Raw genomic sequence first — 21,759 nt, forward strand, 5'->3', positions numbered from 1 at the left:
CGTCAGAGCTGGATCAGGTCCAGATCACGGCCGATCTCGCTCTTGGCGATGTCTACCACGCTTCTCTCATGGGTAAACAGGATCGTCTGGAAACGACCGGCCGTCGCGGCAAGCACCTGAAGTCCGGCGCTGACGCGCTCGTCGTCAAAGGTCTGAAAGATATCGTCGACGATCAGCGGCGCCGGCTCGTTGCGGGCGGAGTAATCTTCGAGGAACGCCAGCCGCAAAGCGAGATAGAGCTGGTCGCCCGTGCCTTCGCTCAGGCCATCCAGCGGCACGCGCTCGCCAGCCGCGCGTTCCGCCAGCAGCTGTAGCGCGTCGCTTTCATCATGCGCTTCGACCAGGCGTGAGAAACGGCCGCCCGTCAGCTGCGAGAAGAGTTCGCCGGCACGGCTGATGACAGGATCGGCCTGCTTCTCGCGATAGGCTTCCATCGATCCCGCCAGCATGCGGGCTGCAATCTTCAGCACGACCCATTGCCGCGCGAGGTCTTTTGCCTCCTGCTCAGCCGAGAGCTTTTCGAAAACCGCATATTCGGCGCTGACGCCCGTTTCCAGGGCCTGTCGCTGCCGGCGATTCTCCGCTAACCGCGCGGAAAGCTCGCCGTGCGTCGCAAATTGCCGCTGATCTTCCTCGGTCAACCGCTCGATTTCGACATCGGCGGCGACGCGTTCGAAGCCGGCCAGCTCGGCGCGGAGATCGTCTTCGGCCTTGCCGTCGGACTGATGGCGGAAGCGATCGCGGCTTTCGACGAGACGCGTGGCGAGACGCGAGCGTTCACGCAGGCGAGAGAGGAGTGCCGGCAGATCGTCGACGCCGCCGAGATCCGCGGTCAATTGGTCTAAATCGGCGGCGATGGCGGCAAGGGCAGCCTCCTGCCGCGTCACGAGCGCTGCCCCACGCTGCCGCTCCTCTTCGAGACCGTCGCGCTTCTTCAGCTCGCCGCGCATAGCGTTGACGCCAGTGTGCAGCGCCTCGGCGGCGGCATCCGGCGGCAGATGATCCAGCTCGTAACCGTTATTGGCGGCAAGGGTCGCGAGCCGCCGTTCAAAATCCGCCATATCGCGGCGCATGCCATTGACACGACGCAGACGGTTTTCGCGTTCCGCCAGCACATCGGGCAGCTCTTGCCATGCCTTCAGCGCGGCAGCCGCCATGTCGAGGGTCGTGTCAGCCGGCAAGCCAAGCAGCTCAACGGCTTTGGCGAAGCCGCCGCGCCACTCGACGTGCTGCCGATCCAATATCTGCTGTTGATCCTCGAACCGGGTCAGCCGGTCACGCGCCGCGCCGATCTCCCCTTCCCGCGTGCGGCTTTCGCTCCAGCGTTCAGACAGAAGGCGCAGATGCTTGCGCAAGCCCTCCACAATCGCGGCCGGCGGAAGGCGGCCGCTCTTGTAGCCGGTCGCCTCGACAATATCCTGCAGCGCGGGCAGTACGCGACCTTCCGCCAGCGCATTCTCATCCCGTTCATCCCGCAAGTCGCGCAGCGCCTTGCGCTCGCGCCGCAGCAGCTCCACTCCGCGCCGCCATTCGAGCATCGTCGACGGATCGAGGGCATCGATACCGCAAGGCTCGAAGAGCGCCGCGAAGCTGGCCTGCGCTTCCTTCAGCGCCTTCTCATCGCCTTTGAGCCGACCGGAGGCCTCGTCCTGCTCCTGGACCAGACGCACTTGCCGCAGGCGATAGTCGGCATGGCGGGCAACGCGATCCGCATCGCTGAGGGCGGCATCGGCCAGACGGTCCGCCTCGGCCACGCCGACGGTCAATACCGCAAGCACCCTGGCGTCCGGAGCCGCGCCCTCCGTCCACTTTTGCTGGATGGTGGACCATTGCGCGTCACGGCTTTCGCGCGCAGCGACGATCTGCTCGCGGGTAACGATCGGCCCGGTGCGCTCGGCGTCCGCGAGCGTTCGCTCTATCTCGGCCAGTTGCTCGTCATAGGCCTGCAGCTTGCCGGCAGCGTCTCGCACCTTCGATCGAGCGGCGTCGATGGCATCGCGATGGCCGGTAATCTCCGTCGCCTCCGGCAGCGGCACAGAAAACAGCATATCGATGTCACCAATCGGTGGCTTCAGCCGTCCAGCAGCCTCAATGAGATCGGCTTCGATGCGGCGTATCTGCGTTTCCAGCCCATCAAGGCGAGCCAAGGCCGAGAGATCGCCCGCCAGCGCCTCGAGCTGATCGATATAGGGCCGCGGGTCGATCAGCCGGCCGGCAAGGCTATCCCTTTCAAGGGCCGCAAGCTGCCTGCGCTCGCCTTCGGATTGCTCGGCAAGAGATTGCATCTGCCGCGCAAGCTGCCTGCCTTCATCTACCAGCTCGGACAGGCGCGCACGGTCAATATCGCTTGGCAGTTGCCGCTCCAGTTCAGCCTCGGCAAGACCGAGACGGCGGGCGAGCTGCGAAAGCGTCGTATCGTAACCGGCGAGCTCCTGGTCGACCCGCGGCAGGTCATGGCGCTGGGCGCGGTAGTTGCCAGTATCGGCAAAGAGCTGCGTGATATCGCCCGACATCTGCAGCAGCGTTTCATCCAGCTGGATACGGGCCAGGTCTTCTTCTGCGCGGAGAACGGCTTGCCGCGTCCGGCGCAGTTCCTCTTCGCTCGCCTGTTTGTCGCGCAGCCTCTGTTCGAGCCTGTCGGCGACGCCATCCGGTATGGCGGAAAGATCCGACAGGCCATCGAGCGCAAGGGTTTCCGCATCGATTTCTGATAGCAAGGGCTGCAGGGTCTTCAGCCGCTTGAGCTGATCAAGCGCCTCGCGCGTGCTATGACGCTGCGTCTGCAGGCGCTCCAGCTCCGTCTCCAGCTCTGCCGCTTCGGCAAGAAGCTTCTTCCAGTCGCCGGATTTCAGCTCATTGTCCCGCTCGGCCTTGCGCGCATCCTCATAGCGGTCGAGAGCCTGGTAGAAGCCGCGATCCTTCGAGCGTCGGGCCGCATAGATGCCGTCCGCCTCCGCTTCCAGCGACTGGCGCAATCGTGACAGGCCGGTCAGCCCGGAAGCGGCTGAGAATAGCAGGCTGCCGATTTCGCCGCCGCTGCGCAGCATCGCGGTTGCGCCCTGCCGTAACCGCTGCGAGTCGAGCCCGAAGGCGCGCTCGAAGACATCGCGGCTCAAATTGCCGAGAAAGGGCGACAACGCATCCTCGGCGAGCGTGGTTTCCTTGTCATCCGGCGCCAGCAGCGTTCCCTTGCGGCCACGGCGGCGGCGGAAACTCAGCTTCGCACCATCGCGCGCACTGATATCAGCACCGATCCGCAAGGTATTTGGCTCATGCAGGAAGCTCTGCTCGGCTGCCGTCGGAAAACCGAACAGAAGATCGGAGATCGCGCTCAAGGCCGAGGATTTGCCCGCCTCGTTCGGGCCGTAGATCACATGCAACCGCGCGCCGGGGCGAAAATCGAGCGCGCGGTCAGTCAGTGCGCCATAGCGGAGAATATCGAGCCGGGTAAAGCGCATCAGCCCGCCCTCTGCCCACGCGCCAGCAGCAATTGCCGGGCCTCTTCGATGAGCGTGCCGATGTTGTCGTCCAGCGGCGTCTCGACCGCGCCGAGGCCGCCCGGCAGGCGCACGGCAATCTCGTCGATCAGGCGGCTTGCTTCCGCCGAGATATCGGCATCGCCGGCATGCTCGGCCAGAAGCTGACGCAGATCGAGCGCGCCGTCAGCATCCGCCGCCTTCTCCGGCGGCGGCTCCAGCCGCAGTTCTAGCTTTTCCAGCCAGATATCCTCATGCACGCGATGGCAGGCGGCTTCCACCTCGTCACGCCATTGCTGGCGGTTGGCGGCGATCACGCCATGCAGCGGCGTGACCCCGGAAAGCCGAACGCGCAGCGCTGTCATGCGACCGTCCATCTCATCCGCCAAAGGCTGTACCGCCTGTTCCACATGACGGAGGATCGCGGCTTGGTCATCTTCTGGGCCAGCAACGATGTCGACCTGCGCGAATCGCGCCTCGTCGACGATGATGCGCCCATGTTCGATCCGGCCGTCTTCGACGGTCACCAGAACCGCGCCCTTGGCACCGCGCTCGCGAATATTGCGGCCCTGCAGATTGCCGGGAAAGATGACCAGCGGATCCTGCGCCACCACTTCATAATCATGCACATGGCCAAGCGCCCAGTAATCATAGCCGCGCGAACGCAGGTCATCGACGGAGCACGGAGCATAGGGCGCATGCGGCTCGCGACCCGTCAGCGAGGTGTGGAGAATGCCGATGTTGAACCAGCCGGAGACGGGTGCCGGATAGGTAATCGCCAGATTGTCGTTGGCCGAGCGCTCGGCAAAGCCCTGGCCGTGCAGCGCCACCTTCAGTGCCTCCAGCCTGACGCTGCCCGGCTTGCCGGTCGGAAATTCATGAACGTTTGGCGGCAATGTGATGGTCTTGGTGATGACGCTTGCCGCATCGTGATTGCCGCGCAGCAGATAGACCGGGATGCCCGCCCGCTCCAGACGCGCCATCTCGCGATTGAAGAACAGGCCGATCTTGTTGTCCTTCCAATCGCCATCATAGACATCGCCGGCAATGACAAAGAAATCGACGGCCTTCTCGATCGCCAAGCCGACAAGCGTCGAAAAGGCTTTCCGGCTTGCTTCGACGAAGACTGCCGCGACGGCGGCATCCTTGAGGGCCAGACCCTGAAAAGGGCTGCCAAGATGCAGATCGGCGGCATGGATGAATCTGAATGAGGGCATGGGCTCCGATAGCGGTCAGAAATCCGATCTCTCCTTTTAAGGAAACGAAGGCGCTGTGAATACCGCACCGGCGGCTTCATCCAACGGTTTCGTAAGCCGGACCGCGCCCTGCATATTCCTCAGTCACGCGATTGCGATCCTCGATCGCCGATGTGCGCTTGTGGCCCTGTCGGGCGGCTGCTACTGCCCTATCATCTTGCGAGCAAAAGAGAGGAGATATCTCATGAGACATCATGCTTTCGGACGGACGCCCTTTATCGTGACCAATGTCGGCTTCGGGGCCTGGCAGATCGGCGGCGCATGGGGTGATGTCAGCGAGGCTGACGGCCGTGCAGCGCTGAACGCCGCCCTCGATGCCGGCATGACCTTCATCGATACCGCCGACGTCTATGGCGACGGCCGCTCGGAAAAGATCATCGCCGATGTGTTGAAGGCACGCGGCGGCGAGCGCCCGATGGTGGCGACCAAAGCCGGCCGCCGGCTGAACCCGCATGTGGCCGACGGCTATACCAAGGCCAATCTCGAAGGCTTCATCGATCGCAGCCTGAAGAACCTCGGCGTCGAAAGCCTCGATCTCGTGCAGCTTCATTGCCCACCGACCGAAGTTCTTTACCGTCCGGAGATTTTCGCGGGTCTCGACGAGTTACAGAAGGCCGGCAAGATCAGGGGATATGGCGTCAGCGTCGAGAAGGTCGAAGAGGCGCTGAAGGCGATCGAATATCCGGGCGTACTCAGCATCCAGATCATCTACAACATCTTCCGGCAGCGACCCGACCATCTGTTCTTCAAGGAAGCCAAGCGCAAGAACGTGGCCGTTATCGCCCGCGTTCCCCTCGCCTCCGGACTACTATCCGGCAAGATCACCCGCGATACGCAATTCGCCAGCGACGATCACCGCAACTTCAACCGCCATGGCGAAGCCTTCGATGTCGGCGAGACCTTTGCGGGCGTGCCGTTCGAAGTCGGCCTGCAGGCGGTCGAGGAGGTGCGCAAGCTGGTGCCGGCTGGCGCCAGCATGGCGGCTTTCGCGCTGCGCTGGATCCTGATGAACGAAGCCGTCACCGTCGTCATCCCCGGCGCCCGCAATGCCGAGCAGGCCAAGGCCAATGCGGCAGCAGCCGATCTTGCTCCCCTTTCGGCCGACGTCATGGCGGCTACACGCGAGGTCTACGAGCGCCTGATCGCGCCGCACGTCCATCATCGCTGGTAAGATATTTTGACATGGATGGCCGGAACCTGCTTCCGGCTATCGCACTGCTTTGGTTGGAGAAAAGCGAGTGAGAAGGCTCGAACCGGGCCTAGAGGAGGAATGCAATGAAAGTAGCGCTGGTAACGGGCGCCTCTCGCGGCCTTGGCGCCGTGATCGCCTTGCAGCTTGCGGAAGCAGGCTGGGCCGTCGCCGTCAACTATGCGAACGATACTCAAGGGGCTGATAAGATCGTCGACACCATTCGGCAGCGCGGTGGACAGGCTTTTGCCGCCCGGTTCAGCGTAATCGACAAGAACCAGCTTGCGGACGGTTTGGAGCAGATCAAGTCATCGCTCGGACCGGTCGATCTGATCGTCAACAATGCGACGGGACCCCAGCCGGAAATGCCGCTCATGGAGCAATCCTGGCGGACATATCTCGACCAGCTGGAATTCTTCGTGAAGGCGCCGCTTGAGCTGCTGCAAGCCGTGCTGCCGGATTGGCGGGCCCGCAAATCGGGTCGTGTCATCAACATCGGTTCCGAGGTCGCGGAGCTTGGCAATCCCAATTTCGGCAACTACGCCTCCGCCAAGGGCGCGATGCTCTCGATGACGCGCTCCTGGGCGAGAGAGCTCGCGCCGGAGGGGATCACGGTCAATCTCATTGCGCCTGGCTGGATCCCGGTCGAGCGCCATGCGGAAGCGTCGCAGCAGGCAAAGGATGGCTATCTCGCACATACGCCGATGGCCCATTTCGGCAGGCCGGAAGATATTGCCGACGCCGTCGTCTTTCTCGCCTCGAGCAAGGCGGATTTCATCACCGGCCAAAAGCTTGCGGTCAATGGCGGCCGAACACTGCTCTGACGTCGCCAGACGCTGAAAACGGACAACTCCCGCCGGGACAGCGGTGCCTTCTGCTCCCTGCGTCGTCGGCAGGCGTTGCGGTTCTTGCGCGCTGGTCACCTTGCCGGAGCATTCCCGTTGTTATCGGCGCAAACGCTCTCGCTCTTCGCGTTCCATCTTTGCGCGGGCCTCGAGAAACGCGTTGGTGAGATTTATCAGGACAGGCGATGTGACACTGCCATTTGCGCCGCCGATCGGGTCGGTGATGTGAATGTTTCTAAGATCGTTCATGAAGTCGTCCCACAGGGCCGGGCCGCCATTCTCAAGAAGTTCGGCGCGGATGCTCAGGTCTTCGCTGACAGGCAGATGCCGCCTACCCCAGGCGCCGATCGCGGCGATCATGGGTACTAGCTGAATCGCCGGTTCCGTCAGACTGTAAATCGCCTTCTGACTGTGGGTTGGATCGTCGAGCTTGGTGATCAAGCCGAGCGAGAAGAGACGCTTCAGGCGCGCGGCGAGTATGTTGGAGGCAATCCCCTCCTCCGACCGATTGAGCAACTCGCGAAAATGCCGGCGATTACCGAACATGATGTCCCGGATGACGACCAGGCTCCAGCGGTCCCCCAGCACTTCCATTGTCAGATTGATCGGGCATCCCGACCGCCGCTCGATATCCATATTCCCATCCTTCAACGAACCAATTGCAATGTAGGGTCAGGCATGCTACGACGCAACCAGTTGCAGATTGCAATTGGATGGAGGAAATCATGTCGAAAGTTCGTGTTGCAGGATTCTCGCTCTCTATCGATGGCTTCGGAGCCGGATTGGAGCAAAGCCTGAACGATCCCTTGGGCAAGCGTGGTCCGGAACTGTTTGAGTGGTTTTTCCCCACTCGGACATTCCAGGCGATGTTCGGGAAAGAGGGCGAAACGGAAGGTGCCGACGCAAAATACGCCGCGTCAGCAAATACCGGCTTTGGTGCCTTCATCCTCGGCCGCAACATGTTCGGCCCCATTCGCGGCGATTGGCCCGATGAAAACTGGAAAGGCTGGTGGGGCGACAATCCCCCATATCATGCACCGACATTCATCCTCACGCATTACCCCCGCGAGCCGATCGTCATGGAAGGCGGTACGACCTTCTATTTTGTCACGGGCGGGATCGAGGAGGCACTCGGCCAAGCCAGGGCGGCCGCCGGAGGCAAGGATATCAAGATCGGCGGCGGCGTCAGCACGGTGCGCCAATATCTTCAGGCGGGCTTGGTCGACGAGATACACTATGCCATTTCGCCAGTCGTGCTCGGGAAAGGCGAAGCAATGTTCGCCGGCATCGACCTTCCTTCGCTCGGCTTTCGGGTCGTTGCGCATGAGGCGACAGAGAAGGCTACTCACATCGTTTTGAGCAAATGAGGGCCATCTGTCGCGGCTCATCTGCACGGACGGAGCCATCCACTTGACGGCTTTGCGCAAGTCCGCACCTGCTCGCCCGGGCTAGCCTTGAATTTTCAGCGCACAATTGCGGCATGAGATCATAAAAAAGGGCCTGCAAAAGCAGGCCCCAATCTTGTCCACCCGCAAGGCAGATGCCTCGTAGCGGGTGAAAACGAATTAGCTGTTGACCGAGTCCTTCAGGCCCTTGCCGGGCGTGAACTTCGGTACGTTACGGGCAGGAATATCGACCTCGGCACCGGTGGACGGGTTACGGCCCTTGGTGGCTGCACGGTGGGAAACGGTGAAGCTGCCGAAACCAGCAAGGCGAATGTCGCCGCCCTTCTTCAGTTCAGCCTGGACAGTATCGAAAACAGCGTCGACAGCGGAAGCAGCGTCAGCCTTCGTGATACCGGCCTTCTCAGCCACTGCGGACACGAGCTCATTCTTGTTCATGTTTCCACCCCTTTCTCTGGTATGAAACGACTTATCAGTAAGCGGGGCGCAAAATAGCAATGCTCTTACCCGCCGCAACCCCAAAAACCCTGCAAATCAAGGAAAAGCAAGCGTTGCCATACGCTTTTCACAAAAAAAGACCGGCAAAAATGCCGGTCTTTTCGTGCATTTATGTCAATTCGACAGAATTGAGGCGAAGAGGCTCAATGAGCGATGGTAGAACCCACTTCGTCGACGCCTTCGACCGTTGCGATCACAGGCGTTTCCACGGTGCCGTCCCATTCGATCGGCTCGGGCCGGCGAACAAGCGCATGCTTGATCACCTCACCCATGCGCGACACGGGGATGATTTCCATCCTGTTCTTCACGTTGTCCGGAATCTCCGCCAGATCCTTGGCGTTTTCTTCCGGGATCAGTACCTTCTTGATGCCGCCGCGCAGTGCGGCGAGCAGCTTTTCCTTCAGGCCGCCGATCGGCAGCACACGGCCGCGCAGCGTGATTTCACCCGTCATGGCGACATCCTTGGAAACCGGGATGCCGGTCATGATCGAAACGATCGCGGTTGCCATGGCAACACCGGCAGACGGGCCATCCTTCGGGGTTGCGCCTTCCGGCACGTGCACGTGGATGTCGCTCTTGTCGAAGCGCGGCGGCTCGATGCCGAAATCGACAGCGCGCGAGCGGACGTAAGACGCCGCCGCCGAGATCGATTCCTTCATGACTTCCTTCAGGTTGCCGGTGACCGTCATACGGCCCTTGCCCGGCATCATCACGCCTTCGATCGTCAGCAGCTCGCCGCCAACCTCCGTCCAGGCAAGACCGGTGACAACACCAACCTGGTCGTCGCGCTCGGCTTCACCATGGCGGAACCGCGGCACGCCGAGATAGTCCGGGACGTTCTCAGCCGTGACAGCAATCGACTTGGTCTTGCCCTTGATGATCTCGGTAACCGCCTTGCGGGCAAGCTTCATCAATTCACGCTCGAGGTTACGCACGCCGGCTTCGCGGGTGTACTGCTGGATGATGATCATAAGAGCACCGTCGTCGACCGAGAATTCACTCGGCTGCAACGCATGTTCCTTGATGGCCTTCGGCAGCAGGTGCCGCTTGGCGATCTCGCGCTTTTCGTCTTCGGTGTAGCCGGCGATACGGATGATCTCCATGCGGTCCATCAGCGGCGCAGGGATATTCAGCGTATTCGCCGTCGTGATGAACATCACGTCCGACAGGTCGTATTCGACTTCCAGGTAGTGATCCATGAAGGTCGAGTTCTGCGCGGGGTCCAGCACTTCCAAAAGGGCCGAAGACGGATCGCCGCGATAGTCCTGGCCGAGCTTGTCGATCTCGTCGAGCAGGAACAGCGGGTTGGACTTCTTGGCCTTCTTCATCGACTGGATGACCTTGCCGGGCATCGAGCCGATATAGGTGCGGCGGTGACCGCGGATCTCAGCTTCGTCGCGGACGCCGCCAAGCGCCATGCGGACATACTCACGGCCGGTCGCCTTGGCGATCGACTGGGCGAGCGAGGTCTTGCCGACGCCCGGAGGGCCGACGAGGCACAGGATCGGGCCTTTGATCTTCGTCGCACGAGCCTGGACGGCCAGATATTCGACGATGCGCTCCTTGACCTTGTCGAGGCCGAAATGATCCGCTTCGAGGATCTTCTCGGCATTGTTCAGGTCAGCCTTGACCTTCGACTTCTTGTGCCAGGGGATGCCCAGCAGCCAGTCGAGATAGTTGCGCACGACGGTCGCTTCGGCCGACATCGGGCTCATCTGCCGCAGCTTCTTCAGCTCGGCATCGGCCTTTTCCTTGGCTTCCTTCGACAGCTTGGTCTTGGAGATACGCTCTTCCAGTTCGGCCATCTCGTCGCGGCCTTCCTCGCCGTCGCCGAGCTCCTTCTGGATCGCCTTCATCTGCTCGTTCAGATAGTATTCGCGCTGCGTCTTCTCCATCTGGCGCTTGACGCGCGAGCGGATGCGCTTCTCGACCTGCAGAACCGAAATCTCGCCTTCCATGAAGCCGAGCGCCTTTTCCAGGCGAGCCTTGACGCTGGTAGTTTCCAGCATTTCCTGCTTTTCGGTGATCTTGATCGACAGGTGCGATGCGACGGTATCGGCCAGCTTCGAATAGTCGTCGATCTGGCTGGCGGCACCAACCACTTCCGGCGAGATCTTCTTGTTGAGCTTCACGTAGCTCTCGAATTCGGAGACGACCGAACGGCTCAAAGCTTCGAGCTCGACCTGATCTTCTTCCGGCTCATGCAGCACGTGGCCGAGGGCTTCGTAGAAGTCTTCACGGCCGGTATATTCGTCGATCTCTGCGCGCGCACGGCCTTCCACCAGCACCTTGACGGTGCCGTCGGGCAGTTTCAGCAGCTGCAGGACATTTGCAACGGTACCGACCTTGTGGATGGCGTCCGGCGCGGGATCATCATCGCTGGCATTGATCTGGGTGACCAGCATGATCTGCTTGTCCGAACCCATGACCTCTTCCAGCGCGCGAATGGATTTCTCCCGTCCGACGAACAGAGGCACGATCATGTGGGGGAAGACCACGATGTCGCGCAACGGCAGTACCGGATAGGCAATGCTGTCGTGTGTCGCAGACGTTTTCTTACTCATGTCATTTCCTTTCCGTCGTCCCGTTCCCGGGCTCTCTGCCGGCTTGGGGGATTTAGCCGGCTCTCTCACTTGGTAAACAAGTGGAGCTTCACACTGCCTATTTCAAGTCACAGGAAACGCCCGCCACAAGGCGACGATCCCGCGTATTCGCGAGGAGGAACGCAACAACAAAACACCAAGACCCGGCAACTCGAACACTGCCGGCGACGCTAAAATCCGAAGAGAAAACGCCGGGCCTGCGCCCTGTCCGCCTAGTGCTCCAGAATCATGCCATCATGGCTGCAGCAGGGGCTCTTCACAACCGGTTCCGACGGCATTCCAATAAGCTTATCCAAGACTTTATCAGCAAACTGCACGATTTTTCAAACAGAAAGAGGCCCGTCGATGACGAGCCTCCTATTCGTGATCGCTTATGGTGGATCAGGCCGTCGCGTTGGCCTTTTCTTCCTGCCGATCGGCATAGATGTAGAGCGGGCGGGCGGAGCCGCGAACCACTTCCTCGGAAATGACCACTTCGCGCACGCCTTCCAGGGCCGGCAGCTCGAACATGGTGTCGAGGAGGATCTTCTCCATGATGGAGCGCAGACCGCGGGCACCCGTCTTGCGGACGATCGCCTTGCGGGCGATTTCGCGCAGGGCATCCTCGTGGAAGGTCAGCTCGACGTCCTCCATCTCGAACAGGCGCTGATACTGCTTCACCAGCGCGTTCTTTGGCTCGGACAGGATCTGGATCAGCGCATCCTCGTCGAGGTCTTCCAGCGTCGCCAGAACGGGCAGACGGCCGATGAATTCCGGGATGAGGCCGAACTTCACCAGATCTTCCGGCTCCAGCTCCCGCAAGACTTCGCCGACGCGGCGGTCATCCGGCGCCTTGACGGTGGCGCCGAAGCCGATCGAGGTCTTCTCGCCGCGGGCGGAGATGATCTTGTCGAGGCCTGCGAAGGCACCCCCGCAGATGAAGAGGATGTTGGTCGTGTCCACCTGCAGGAATTCCTGCTGCGGATGCTTGCGGCCGCCCTGCGGGGGAACCGAAGCCACCGTGCCTTCCATGATCTTCAGAAGCGCCTGCTGCACGCCCTCGCCCGAGACGTCGCGCGTGATCGACGGATTGTCCGACTTGCGGGAAATCTTGTCGACTTCGTCGATGTAGACGATGCCACGCTGCGCGCGCTCGACATTGTAGTCGGCAGCCTGCAGCAGCTTCAGGATGATGTTTTCGACGTCCTCACCGACGTAGCCAGCTTCCGTCAGCGTCGTCGCATCGGCCATGGTGAACGGCACATCGATGATGCGGGCGAGCGTCTGGGCAAGATAGGTCTTGCCGCAGCCTGTCGGACCGACGAGCATGATGTTCGACTTCGCCAGCTCGACGTCACCGTTCTTCGATGCGTGAGCGAGACGCTTGTAATGGTTGTGAACGGCAACGGAGAGGATCTTCTTCGCCTGCCGCTGGCCGATGACGTATTCGTCAAGAACCTTGATGATGTCCTGCGGGGTCGGAACACCGTCACGGGACTTCACCATCGAGGATTTGTTTTCCTCGCGGATGATGTCCATGCATAGCTCGACGCACTCGTCGCAGATGAATACGGTCGGTCCGGCAATCAACTTCCGGACTTCATGCTGGCTCTTACCGCAGAACGAACAATAAAGCGTGTTCTTTGAGTCGCCGCCGTTGCTGCCGCTGACTTTGCTCATATCACTTTCCTTCCAGCACGCCGCAAATTTCCAAATTGAAATTGCGGTCCACTCTATGCGCCCGCCGGACCTGCCCCTCGTTTGCAGATCGCGGCGCCCTTCAGGGTATTGAACGCAGGCCAGGCAACCAACCGGAACTGCGTGGCAACGAATCCCCCTTCGAATGCCGAATGCTATGTCACAAAAACGCTACATAGCATTAATGCCTACTATTACCGCGTTCCGCTCCACATTAAACCCCTATTCGATCACAAATGGGATAGAACTGTGGCGTAGAAGTCACCGCCCCGTGGATTAATCACGAGGCGCTTTCACCCTCTATTTCGGTACGCGACGTCAGCACCTTGTCGATCAGACCCCATTCCTTGGCCTCATCCGAGGACATGAAATGGTCACGATCGAGCGTCTGCTCGACCTCTTCATAGGTCCGGCCGCAATGCTTGACGTAAACTTCATTGAGACGACGCTTCATCTTGATGATGTCGCGTGCGTGGCGCTCGATGTCCGAAGCCTGGCCCTGGAAACCGCCCGAAGGCTGGTGAACCATGATGCGGGAATTCGGCGTTGCGAAACGCATGTCCTTGTCGCCGGCGGCCAGAAGCAGCGATCCCATGGAGGCAGCCTGGCCGATGCAGAGCGTCGAAACGGCCGGCTTGATGAACTGCATCGTATCGTAGATCGCCATGCCGGCGGTCACGACACCACCCGGCGAATTGATATAGAGCGCGATTTCCTTCTTCGGGTTTTCGGCCTCAAGGAAGAGAAGCTGGGCGCACACCAGCGTCGCCATATGGTCTTCGACCGGTCCGGTCAGGAAAATGATGCGTTCCTTCAGCAGGCGGGAATAGATGTCGTAAGACCGCTCCCCGCGGTTGGTCTGCTCGACAACCATCGGCACCAGAGCCATAGCTGTATCGACTGGATTTCTCATGTGCGTCCTTTATCAAACTTGCCCCGGCGACGGAAACGCCGGGAATCGGAGTAAAAATCCTTTACTCCTACATAGAGTGTCCCTGCCCTGCACTTCAAGACGCCCGAAAGCATAACGTCAAAAAGCACTAGAGCGGTTTAGCTTTTCACGGAATCTCTGAACCGCTCAATCTCTTTGTTGTCTCGCAACTCCGGACGGAAAACCGCTACGCACTTTTCCTGGAATTGCTCTAATGCCCCACGAAGCGTTGACAAAGCATTTCTAACTACGGCTCCTCGAATGCCAAGGCGCCGTAGCGACGCACCATCCGCTACCCACTACAATTCGCAGTCGCAAGGTGAAGGAAGCATGAAGGTTTGTGCCGGTCCGGCGGAGATCTCCAGCACAGGCAAAATTTACCAACTCATTTAAGGAACTTGCCATCTTATTGGGCAAGGATGAGCCGATCGCGGAAATCGTCGTGCTGTTTGCGCCGACGGACCGAAAACAGCGGAGATGTCCGATCGTGCTGAATATGACCACAGGCCTGACCATCTGGTGTTCGGAAGCCATCACCTTGGCGACCGTTCTCCTTCTTGCCTGGCGGCACGATCGCAAATCCCCCGCCTATTTGATCTGGGCCCTGGGTTTCACAGTCAGCGCCGCGGGATTCGCCTTGGTGGCAGCTCGCGGCGTCATCCCCGACATCTGGTCGATCCAGATCGGCAATGCCGTCGGGCTGCTTGGCGAAAGCGCCTGGATCGCCGGCTTCCGTGTCATGGACAAGCGCAAGCTGGAATGGTCGGCATTCCTGCCGCCGGTGCTCTGGCTGATCGGCGTCAGCCTGCCCTGGGTCACCGATAATTTCATCAATCGCATTATCGTCTACGATCTCGCAGGCGCCGTCGGCGCGACCCTGCTCGCCTTTGCGGTCCAGCCGGCTGATGGCCGGCGCGAGCCGGCGCGCGGGCAGCTCGGCATCGTCTTCGTGACACTCGCCTGCTTCTGCTTCGGCTCGGCTCTCTGGATGGTGTTGACGGCTCCGCCATTGGGGCAGGCCATGATCTATCGCGGCTACATGGCACTCGGCTATGCGCTGCTCATCATCGTCGCCATCATCCTCAACGGCAAGCTTCTCATGGAACGCGCCGAACAACGCTGGCGGGCGATTTCCATCACCGACACTTTGACCGGAGTTCTGAACCGGCGCGGGCTGCAGGAAAGCTACGATATTCTTGCCGGAAACGGCCAGCAGCAGCCTCAGAAGCTCGCCGCGCTGCTGTTCGATCTCGACCATTTCAAGAAGATCAACGACCGCCATGGCCACCAGGCAGGCGATGCCGTACTGGTCGAGTTCGCCCGTATCGCCCGTCAGTTCGTGCCTCGCACTGGCGCATTCGGCAGAATGGGCGGAGAGGAATTCGTGGCCTTCGTTCTAATAGACGAGCAATCGCAGGCCGAAGCGCTGGCGGAAACCATCCGCGCCGATTTCTGCCGCGTGCCGCTGCTTGCCGGCCGCTCGCTGGTGCCGGCGACGGTCAGCATCGGCGTTGCGATCATGCCGCGCGACACCGTCACCTGGGACCGGTTGGTCTCCTTCGCAGACCGCGCGCTTTACTCAGCCAAGCGCGCAGGCCGCAACTGCACCATCGTCTTCAATGAAATGGAGACCGCCAGGGAGCCCGACACGACGACTGCAGCCGATGAAGGCGAACTGGTGCCGACGCTCGACGACCAGATCCACGCCTTGCGGCGCATGGGCACGCTCGCCAGGATGTAACCGGCCCATCCGGCGCATCCTATCTGATAGGCTTTCAGCCTGACCACATCGTGCAATCGCCGGACAAAGACAGCCATCCTCAAACGCAAAAGGCGCACCTCAACAGCGCGCCTTTGCAAATTGTGCGGCAATCTTCGGCCGTATCAGCCGTAACGACCGGTGATGTAGTCTTCCGTGCGCTTGACCTTCGGCGCCTGGAAGATCTGCTCGGTCTGGCCGTATTCGATCAATTCGCCGAGATACATGAAGGCGGTGCTGTCGGAGATACGGCTCGCCTGCTGCATGTTGTGCGTGACGATGACAATGGTGAAATCGCCCTTCAGCTGCGATACGAGTTCTTCGACCTTGGCGGTCGAGATCGGGTCGAGCGCCGAAGTCGGCTCGTCGAGCAGCAGGACTTCGGGGCGAATGGCAATGGCACGAGCGATGCAGAGGCGCTGCTGCTGGCCACCGGAAAGGCCAAGCCCGCTCTGGTGCAGCTTTTCCTTCACTTCGCTCCACAGCGCAGTTTCCGTCAGCGCCGCTTCGACGCGGACGTCCATTTCCGCCTTGGAAATCTTCTCATAGAGCCGGATGCCGAAAGCGACGTTTTCATAGATCGACATCGGGAACGGCGTCGGCTTCTGGAACACCATGCCGACCTTGGCGCGCAGATCGTTCAGATCGACGTCCTTGGTGAGGATGTTGCGGCCATCGAGCAGGATCTCGCCCGCAACCGTCTGACCCGGATAGAGATCATACATCCGGTTGAAGGTGCGCAGCAGCGTGGACTTGCCGCAGCCCGAAGGGCCGATGAAGGCGGTGACCGCGTTTTTGCGGATGTTCATATTCACGCTCTTCAGAACGCGATGGCCGTTCTGATAGGTGAAATCGAGGTTCTTCACCTCCAGTTTCGCCAGGCCGAGATCCGACTGGGAAGCAGCGTCCTTCCCCGGCTGTGCGTTGACGCTCTGGAAATTGCTGTCGCTCATGTTCATGGTCTCATTCCTATCGTTCGGCGGCTGCGTCACTGGCGGCGCCCACTCAAGACACGGGCAAGGATGTTAAGCACAAGGATGGCAACCGTGATGATCAGCGCACCGGCCCAGGCCAGTTGCTTCAGATCTTCGCCAGGATCGGCTGCAAGCGTGTTTATGGCAACCGGCAGTGTGGCGATCGGACCGGTCAGGCCCGCATTCATGAATTTGCTGTAGCCGGCAGTGAAGAGAAGCGGCGCGGTTTCACCGCTGATACGGGCGACGGCCAGCAGGATGCCGGTGAGGATACCCGTCCAGGCGGAACGGTAGATCACCATCATCATGGATTTCCAGCGCGGCGCGCCAAGCGCAGCAGTTGCCTCACGAAGCGCATTTGGCACCAGCAACAGCATGTCCTGCGTCGTGCGGTTGACGACAGGAAGAGCTATCAGCGCCAGCGCGAGGATGCCGGCAATGGCGGAGTTGCCGTGCATGGGCACAACGACGGCGCCGTAGACGAACACGCCGACGATGATCGAGGGTGCAGAGAGCAAGATGTCGTTGAGGAACTTGGCTGCCTCGGCAATCTTGGAGCCGTTGGCATATTCCACCAGATAGGTTCCGGCGAGAATGCCGATCGGCGCGGCGATCAGGATGGCACAGCCCGTGACCAGTACGGTGCCATAGATTGCGTTGATCAAACCACCGCGCGAGCCCTGAGCCGGGATCGACATGGTGAAGACGTCGAAGTTGAGCGCCGACACACCGCGGAAAACCAGGGTTACAAGGATCACGCTGAGAAAGAATATACCAAGGATGGCTGCGAGGAAGCACAAGGCCATCATCACCCGGTTCTTTCCATAGCGCCTCGACACTAGGTTCTGACGAATTGCATTTTCCATGGGTTTTTCCTCAATGCGAGTCGCCGCGGCCGATCATCCACCTTGCCAGCGCAAGCACGCAGAAGGAAAGGATGAACAGGAGCAGGCCGAGCGCAATCAGGCTCGACAATTGCAGACCGTCGGCATCGCCGAAGTTGTTCGCGATCTGGGCGGAAATGGTGGTGGACGGCGAGATGATCGACGACTGCAGGCGGCTCACCGAGCCGACAACGAAGGTGACGGCCATGGTTTCGCCAAGTGCGCGGCCGAGACCGAGCATGATGCCGCCGACGAGACCGCGACGTGTATAGGGGATGAGGATATGGCGAGCCACTTCCCACGTGGTCATGCCCATGCCGTAGGCGGATTCACGCAGCATCGGGGGCACGGTGCTGAACACGTCGCGGGAAATCGCGGTGATGAACGGCAGGATCATGACAGCCAGAACGAGGCTTGCCGTCAAAAGGCCGACGCCTGGCGCCGGCGGCTGGAACAGCAGGCCGATCACCGGCACCTGGCCGATCGTCATGATAAGGAAGGGCAGAATATAGTTCTGCATCAGCGGTACGAGAATAAACAGGCCGACAATGCCGTAAATGATCGAGGGAACACCGGCCAGAAGCTCGATCGCCGTACTGATCGGGCGGCGCAGGCTTCCGGGGCAAAGCTCGGTCAGGAAGATGGCGATGCCGATGCCCAGGGGAACGGCGATCAACATGGCGATGAGTGCACTTACCAGGGTACCGACCACTGCCGGCACGGCGCCGTAGATTTCGGCGGGAGCGCTCCACTTCGTCCCCCAGAGGAACGAGAGCCCGAAGGCCTGGAAGGTCGGCAGGGCATCGATGATGAGAACAACAAGGATTGCCAGCAGCAGAAGCACGACAAGAGCGGCCGAGCCAAGCGTCATGAAATAGAAAATCCGATCCTGCATCCGGAATTTTCTGGTGGCGGCGGAGGTATCCAGTGCCTGGAAGCCAGCCGTCTGAGTCGCGTCAGCCATCGATTTCCCCTTGTCCTGTCACGAAAGGCGGACAGGGCCATGCCCTGTCCGCCGCAACTTTCTCACCCAGCACAAATTACTTCGTGCCGAAGTCCGTCTTCCACGACTTCTCGACGATCTCGGCAACATTTTCCGGGATAGCGAGGTAAGACAGCGCAGTAGCGTCCTTCTGGCCATGCTCATAGGACCACTTGAAGAACTTCAGAGCTTCTTCATTCTTAGCAGCATCGGCCGGCTTCTTGTAGAGCAGAACCCAGGTCGAAGCAGCAATCGGCCAGCTCTTTTCGCCCGGCTGATTGGTGATGATCAGGTTGAAGTTCTTGGCCTTGGCCCAATCGGCGTTCGAAGCAGCAGCCTTGAACGTATCGAGGCTAGGCTCGATCACCTTGCCGGCAGCGTTCTTCATCTTCGCGAAACCGATGTGGTTAGCGACGACGTAGGAATATTCAACGTAGGAGATCGAACCGGCCGTCTGGTTGACGGTGGTGGAAACGCCTTCGGAACCCTTGGCGCCGAAGCCGACCGGCCATTCAACTGCCGTGTTCGAACCAACCTTTTCCTTCCACTCCGGCGAAACCTTCGCCAGGTAGTCGGTGAAGTTAAAGGTCGTGCCCGAGCTGTCGGCGCGATAAACGACGGAGATCGCGGTGGACGGCAGCTTCACTTCGGGGTTGAGAGCCTTGATGGCTGCATCGTCCCACTTGGCGATCTTGCCGAGGAAGATGTCGGCCAGCGTCTTGCCGTCGAGAACGAGTTCGCCCGGCTTTACGCCTTCGACGTTATAGGAAACGACGATACCGCCGGAAATCATCGGGAACTGGGCAATGCCGTTCTTCTCGAGGTCAGCGTCGCTCATCGGCTTGTCCGAAGCGCCGAATACGATGGTCTTGTCGAGGAGCTGCTTGATGCCGGCGCCCGAACCAACCGACTGATAGTTGACGACATTGTTCGTCGCAGCCTTGTAGCCTTCGGCCCACTTGGACAGAACTGGCGCGATGAAGCTCGAGCCGGCGCCCGTGATATCGGCAGCCGAGGCCGAAACGGACATAGCCGCGATGAAGCCTGCAGTCAGGCAAAGCGAACGAAATTTTTGATTCAACATGATTGAACTCACTTCCCAGAGTGATGAAAGGATGGCGAGCAGGAGCTAAGCACGAAGTATCCCATCGGTTAGGTACCCCACCTCGATCTCCTGGCGACAGTGATGGCTCTAATGCCGCATTGTTTCAGTTTGATGACAGTTTAATGAAGCGGCAGTGACACAACCTACAGCAAGCATGGCGACCATTGCGGAGCCACAGGGAAAGGCTCGCATCCTTTCATAGGAGAAGGCGATCTTCACGTTTTGAATCAAGACGATACTCAAAGGCGGATTACATAATCCTTGCGAGTCGTTTCAATAACTTCCCAAGTCCCCTTGAAGCCCGGCTTCAAGATCATGCGATCGCCTGCACGCAGATGAAACGTCTCGCCGTCATCGGCTGTCACAATGGAATAGCCGGAGAGAATGTTGAAATACTCCCACTCGTCATAGGCGATCTTCCACTTCCCCGGCGTCGCTTCCCAGATGCCGGCATAAAGGCCACCTTCGGCCTCATCGAGGCTCCAAGTTCGGAAGGTTGGGGTTCCCGAAATGAGACGGTCTGCTGCGGGCGCCCCTGCCTCAGGCTCAACGCCACCGACATTCAGTTGCAGATAGGTTGCCATTTAAGTCTCCCCCCGGTCGCGCTTCGCCAAGACCAAAAAAAGTCCGCGATCGCCATTGGCGATCGCGGACCGAGACAAGCATGAAATACACTTCGGTCAAAGAGGCCAGCAAGCTTTTTCGGCCTCCTGCCGGGGCAGTCCTCAGACTTTTGCCAGCGCCTGCTCCAGGTCGGCGATGATGTCCTTGACGTCCTCTATGCCGATGGACAGCCGCACCACATCCGGGCCGGCGCCGGCGGCGACTTTCTGCTCGTCGGTCAATTGCTTGTGTGTCGTCGAGGCGGGATGGATGACGAGCGAACGCGTATCGCCGATATTGGCAAGATGCGAGAAGAGCTCCAGGCCTTCGACCAGCCCCTTGCCGGCTTCATAACCACCCTTCAATCCGAAGGTGAAGACGGAGCCAGCGCCTTTCGGTGAATAACGCTGCTGCAGGGCGTGGTTCGGATCGTCCTCCAGGCCGGAATAGTTGACCCAAGCCACTTTCTCCTGCGACTTCAGCCAGCGCGCAACCACAAGCGTATTGTCGGAGTGGCGCTGCATGCGCAGCGGCAGCGTTTCGATGCCAGTCAGGATCAGGAAGGCGTTGAACGGCGAGATGGCTGGGCCAAGATCGCGCAGGCCAAGGACGCGGCAGGCAATGGCGAAAGCGAAATTGCCGAAGGTCGCATGCAGTACGATGCCGTTATATTCCGGGCGCGGTGAAGACAGCATGGGATAATTGCCCGAGGCGGACCAGTCGAAAGTGCCGCCGTCGATGATGATGCCACCCATGGAATTGCCATGGCCGCCAAGGAATTTCGTCAGGGAATGCACGACGATATCGGCGCCATGCTCCAGCGGCCGGATGAGATAGGGGCTCGCCAGGGTATTGTCGACGATCAATGGCAGACCATGCTTGTGCGCGATGGCCGCGATCGCAGCGATATCGACGAAGGTGCCGCCGGGATTGGCAAGGCTTTCGATGAAGATGGCGCGGGTACGACCATCGATCTGCGCTTCGAAAGTCCCAAGATCGGCGGGATCGGCCCAGCGGACTCGCCAGTCGAAATTCTTGAAGGATTGCCCGAACTGATTGACCGAGCCGCCGTAGAGCCGCTTGGCCGCGACGAAATTATCGCCCGGCTGCATGATGGCATGGAAGACGAGCAGCTGGGCCGCATGACCGGAGGCGACAGCGAGAGCCGCAGTTCCGCCTTCGAGAGCCGCCACCCGCTCTTCCAGCACGGCTTGTGTCGGGTTCATGATACGCGTGTAGATATTACCGAACTGCTGCAATCCAAACAGCGCAGCGGCATGATCCGCATCCTGAAAAACGAAGGACGTCGTCTGGTAGATTGGCGTCGCGCGCGCACCTGTCGTGGGGTCCGGCTGCGCGCCCGCATGGATCGCAAGCGTGTCGAAACCTGGATTGCTGGTTGGCATGATTTTTCCTCCCGCCGGATTTTGTTCGTGACGGGAAAAGCATAACGCCTGGCATATGAAAGTTAACCGCGAACTTTGCCGTGCATCTCGGCTCGCGGAAAAAACTTGCCATCTTTCAGTAAGATCGCGCGATAAACGGCCGAATGCCGCCGTCGCGCATGATCTCGG

17 protein-coding genes are annotated in these 21,759 nt (G+C 60.2%); 4 read left to right on the top strand and 13 right to left on the bottom strand.

Annotated elements, in window-relative coordinates; translation table 11 throughout:
* Positions 1–2 precede the first annotated feature (2 nt).
* Both AC13Q5_RS03065 and AC13Q5_RS03070 read right to left on the bottom strand, forming a co-directional pair.
* A complete protein-coding gene (locus tag AC13Q5_RS03065; RefSeq protein WP_488500812.1) occupies positions 3–3,458 on the bottom strand; it encodes an ATP-binding protein in 3,456 nt (1,151 codons plus the stop codon).
* On the bottom strand, positions 3,458–4,693 hold the full coding sequence (locus AC13Q5_RS03070) for a metallophosphoesterase family protein (RefSeq protein ID WP_488500813.1): 1,236 nt from the start codon (positions 4,691–4,693) through the stop codon (positions 3,458–3,460). Before AC13Q5_RS03070 ends, AC13Q5_RS03065 begins: the two co-directional genes overlap by 1 nt.
* Before the next feature lie 223 nt (positions 4,694–4,916).
* Here AC13Q5_RS03070 and AC13Q5_RS03075 point away from each other — a divergent pair, with 223 nt between their 5' ends.
* Together AC13Q5_RS03075 and AC13Q5_RS03080 are read left to right on the top strand one after the other, a co-directional pair.
* Complete coding sequence (locus AC13Q5_RS03075) at positions 4,917–5,903, top strand: aldo/keto reductase (RefSeq protein ID WP_488500814.1); 987 nt, start codon at positions 4,917–4,919, stop codon at positions 5,901–5,903.
* A 104-nt stretch (positions 5,904–6,007) separates the two neighbouring features.
* Complete coding sequence (locus tag AC13Q5_RS03080; protein WP_488500815.1) at positions 6,008–6,745, top strand: SDR family oxidoreductase; 738 nt, start codon at positions 6,008–6,010, stop codon at positions 6,743–6,745.
* Between the two features lie 120 nt (positions 6,746–6,865).
* Here AC13Q5_RS03080 and AC13Q5_RS03085 read toward each other — a convergent pair whose 3' ends face one another.
* On the bottom strand, positions 6,866–7,402 hold the full coding sequence (locus tag AC13Q5_RS03085) for a winged helix-turn-helix transcriptional regulator (protein ID WP_488500816.1): 537 nt from the start codon (positions 7,400–7,402) through the stop codon (positions 6,866–6,868).
* A gap of 89 nt (positions 7,403–7,491) precedes the next feature.
* On the opposite strand from AC13Q5_RS03085, the gene AC13Q5_RS03090 reads away from it, so the two are divergent.
* Positions 7,492–8,133: a dihydrofolate reductase family protein gene (locus tag AC13Q5_RS03090; protein WP_457880070.1), complete on the top strand. Its 642-nt coding sequence runs from the start codon at positions 7,492–7,494 to the stop codon at positions 8,131–8,133.
* A gap of 198 nt (positions 8,134–8,331) precedes the next feature.
* On the opposite strand, the gene hupB is transcribed toward AC13Q5_RS03090, so the two are convergent.
* The 4 genes from hupB to clpP all read right to left on the bottom strand — a co-directional run bounded on the left by hupB (position 8,332) and on the right by clpP (position 13,860).
* Positions 8,332–8,607 carry a DNA-binding protein HupB gene (hupB, locus tag AC13Q5_RS03095; RefSeq protein ID WP_015339480.1) on the bottom strand — a complete coding sequence of 92 codons (276 nt, stop codon included), beginning with the start codon at positions 8,605–8,607 and terminating at the stop codon, positions 8,332–8,334.
* Between the two features lie 203 nt (positions 8,608–8,810).
* Entirely contained in the window at positions 8,811–11,231 is a 2,421-nt protein-coding gene (gene lon, locus AC13Q5_RS03100; protein ID WP_075852263.1) for an endopeptidase La, read from the bottom strand.
* A 420-nt stretch (positions 11,232–11,651) separates the two neighbouring features.
* Positions 11,652–12,929 (bottom strand): ATP-dependent Clp protease ATP-binding subunit ClpX, encoded by a 1,278-nt coding sequence (gene clpX, locus AC13Q5_RS03105; protein WP_047627083.1) that lies wholly within the window; start codon positions 12,927–12,929, stop codon positions 11,652–11,654.
* 298 nt (positions 12,930–13,227) lie between these two features.
* Positions 13,228–13,860 carry an ATP-dependent Clp endopeptidase proteolytic subunit ClpP gene (gene clpP / locus AC13Q5_RS03110; protein ID WP_004122396.1) on the bottom strand — a complete coding sequence of 211 codons (633 nt, stop codon included), beginning with the start codon at positions 13,858–13,860 and terminating at the stop codon, positions 13,228–13,230.
* Between the two features lie 505 nt (positions 13,861–14,365).
* Here clpP and AC13Q5_RS03115 point away from each other — a divergent pair.
* Positions 14,366–15,619 carry a GGDEF domain-containing protein gene (locus AC13Q5_RS03115; protein ID WP_488500817.1) on the top strand — a complete coding sequence of 418 codons (1,254 nt, stop codon included), beginning with the start codon at positions 14,366–14,368 and terminating at the stop codon, positions 15,617–15,619.
* 143 nt (positions 15,620–15,762) lie between these two features.
* On the opposite strand, the gene pstB is transcribed toward AC13Q5_RS03115, so the two are convergent.
* From pstB to AC13Q5_RS03145, 6 genes are all read right to left on the bottom strand, one after another.
* Positions 15,763–16,596, bottom strand: a complete 834-nt coding sequence (pstB, locus tag AC13Q5_RS03120; protein WP_083961298.1) for a phosphate ABC transporter ATP-binding protein PstB — start codon at positions 16,594–16,596, stop codon at positions 15,763–15,765.
* A 29-nt stretch (positions 16,597–16,625) separates the two neighbouring features.
* Positions 16,626–17,477 (bottom strand): phosphate ABC transporter permease PstA, encoded by an 852-nt coding sequence (gene pstA / locus AC13Q5_RS03125; RefSeq protein WP_075852262.1) that lies wholly within the window; start codon positions 17,475–17,477, stop codon positions 16,626–16,628.
* A 10-nt stretch (positions 17,478–17,487) separates the two neighbouring features.
* Positions 17,488–18,459 carry a phosphate ABC transporter permease subunit PstC gene (pstC, locus tag AC13Q5_RS03130; protein WP_075852261.1) on the bottom strand — a complete coding sequence of 324 codons (972 nt, stop codon included), beginning with the start codon at positions 18,457–18,459 and terminating at the stop codon, positions 17,488–17,490.
* 76 nt (positions 18,460–18,535) lie between these two features.
* Positions 18,536–19,507 (bottom strand): phosphate ABC transporter substrate-binding protein PstS, encoded by a 972-nt coding sequence (pstS, locus tag AC13Q5_RS03135; protein ID WP_244557801.1) that lies wholly within the window; start codon positions 19,505–19,507, stop codon positions 18,536–18,538.
* Positions 19,508–19,821: 314 nt separating this feature from the next.
* A complete protein-coding gene (locus AC13Q5_RS03140; RefSeq protein ID WP_075852259.1) occupies positions 19,822–20,166 on the bottom strand; it encodes a cupin domain-containing protein in 345 nt (114 codons plus the stop codon).
* A gap of 141 nt (positions 20,167–20,307) precedes the next feature.
* Entirely contained in the window at positions 20,308–21,591 is a 1,284-nt protein-coding gene (locus tag AC13Q5_RS03145; protein WP_488500818.1) for an O-acetylhomoserine aminocarboxypropyltransferase, read from the bottom strand.
* Positions 21,592–21,759: the final 168 nt, after the last annotated feature.

The organism is Martinezella sp. CNPSo 3964 (genome assembly GCF_057784375.1).

Coding starts and splice junctions, on each gene's coding strand:
- AC13Q5_RS03065 (WP_488500812.1), bottom strand. CDS start 3,458: ATGCGCTTTACCCGGCTCGATATTCTCCGCTATGGCGCACTGACTGAC.
- AC13Q5_RS03070 (WP_488500813.1), bottom strand. CDS start 4,693: ATGCCCTCATTCAGATTCATCCATGCCGCCGATCTGCATCTTGGCAGC.
- AC13Q5_RS03075 (WP_488500814.1), top strand. CDS start 4,917: ATGAGACATCATGCTTTCGGACGGACGCCCTTTATCGTGACCAATGTC.
- AC13Q5_RS03080 (WP_488500815.1), top strand. CDS start 6,008: ATGAAAGTAGCGCTGGTAACGGGCGCCTCTCGCGGCCTTGGCGCCGTG.
- AC13Q5_RS03085 (WP_488500816.1), bottom strand. CDS start 7,402: ATGGATATCGAGCGGCGGTCGGGATGCCCGATCAATCTGACAATGGAA.
- AC13Q5_RS03090 (WP_457880070.1), top strand. CDS start 7,492: ATGTCGAAAGTTCGTGTTGCAGGATTCTCGCTCTCTATCGATGGCTTC.
- hupB (WP_015339480.1), bottom strand. CDS start 8,607: ATGAACAAGAATGAGCTCGTGTCCGCAGTGGCTGAGAAGGCCGGTATC.
- lon (WP_075852263.1), bottom strand. CDS start 11,231: ATGAGTAAGAAAACGTCTGCGACACACGACAGCATTGCCTATCCGGTA.
- clpX (WP_047627083.1), bottom strand. CDS start 12,929: ATGAGCAAAGTCAGCGGCAGCAACGGCGGCGACTCAAAGAACACGCTT.
- clpP (WP_004122396.1), bottom strand. CDS start 13,860: ATGAGAAATCCAGTCGATACAGCTATGGCTCTGGTGCCGATGGTTGTC.
- pstB (WP_083961298.1), bottom strand. CDS start 16,596: ATGAACATGAGCGACAGCAATTTCCAGAGCGTCAACGCACAGCCGGGG.
- pstA (WP_075852262.1), bottom strand. CDS start 17,477: ATGGAAAATGCAATTCGTCAGAACCTAGTGTCGAGGCGCTATGGAAAG.
- pstC (WP_075852261.1), bottom strand. CDS start 18,459: ATGGCTGACGCGACTCAGACGGCTGGCTTCCAGGCACTGGATACCTCC.
- pstS (WP_244557801.1), bottom strand. CDS start 19,507: ATGTCCGTTTCGGCCTCGGCTGCCGATATCACGGGCGCCGGCTCGAGC.
- AC13Q5_RS03140 (WP_075852259.1), bottom strand. CDS start 20,166: ATGGCAACCTATCTGCAACTGAATGTCGGTGGCGTTGAGCCTGAGGCA.
- AC13Q5_RS03145 (WP_488500818.1), bottom strand. CDS start 21,591: ATGCCAACCAGCAATCCAGGTTTCGACACGCTTGCGATCCATGCGGGC.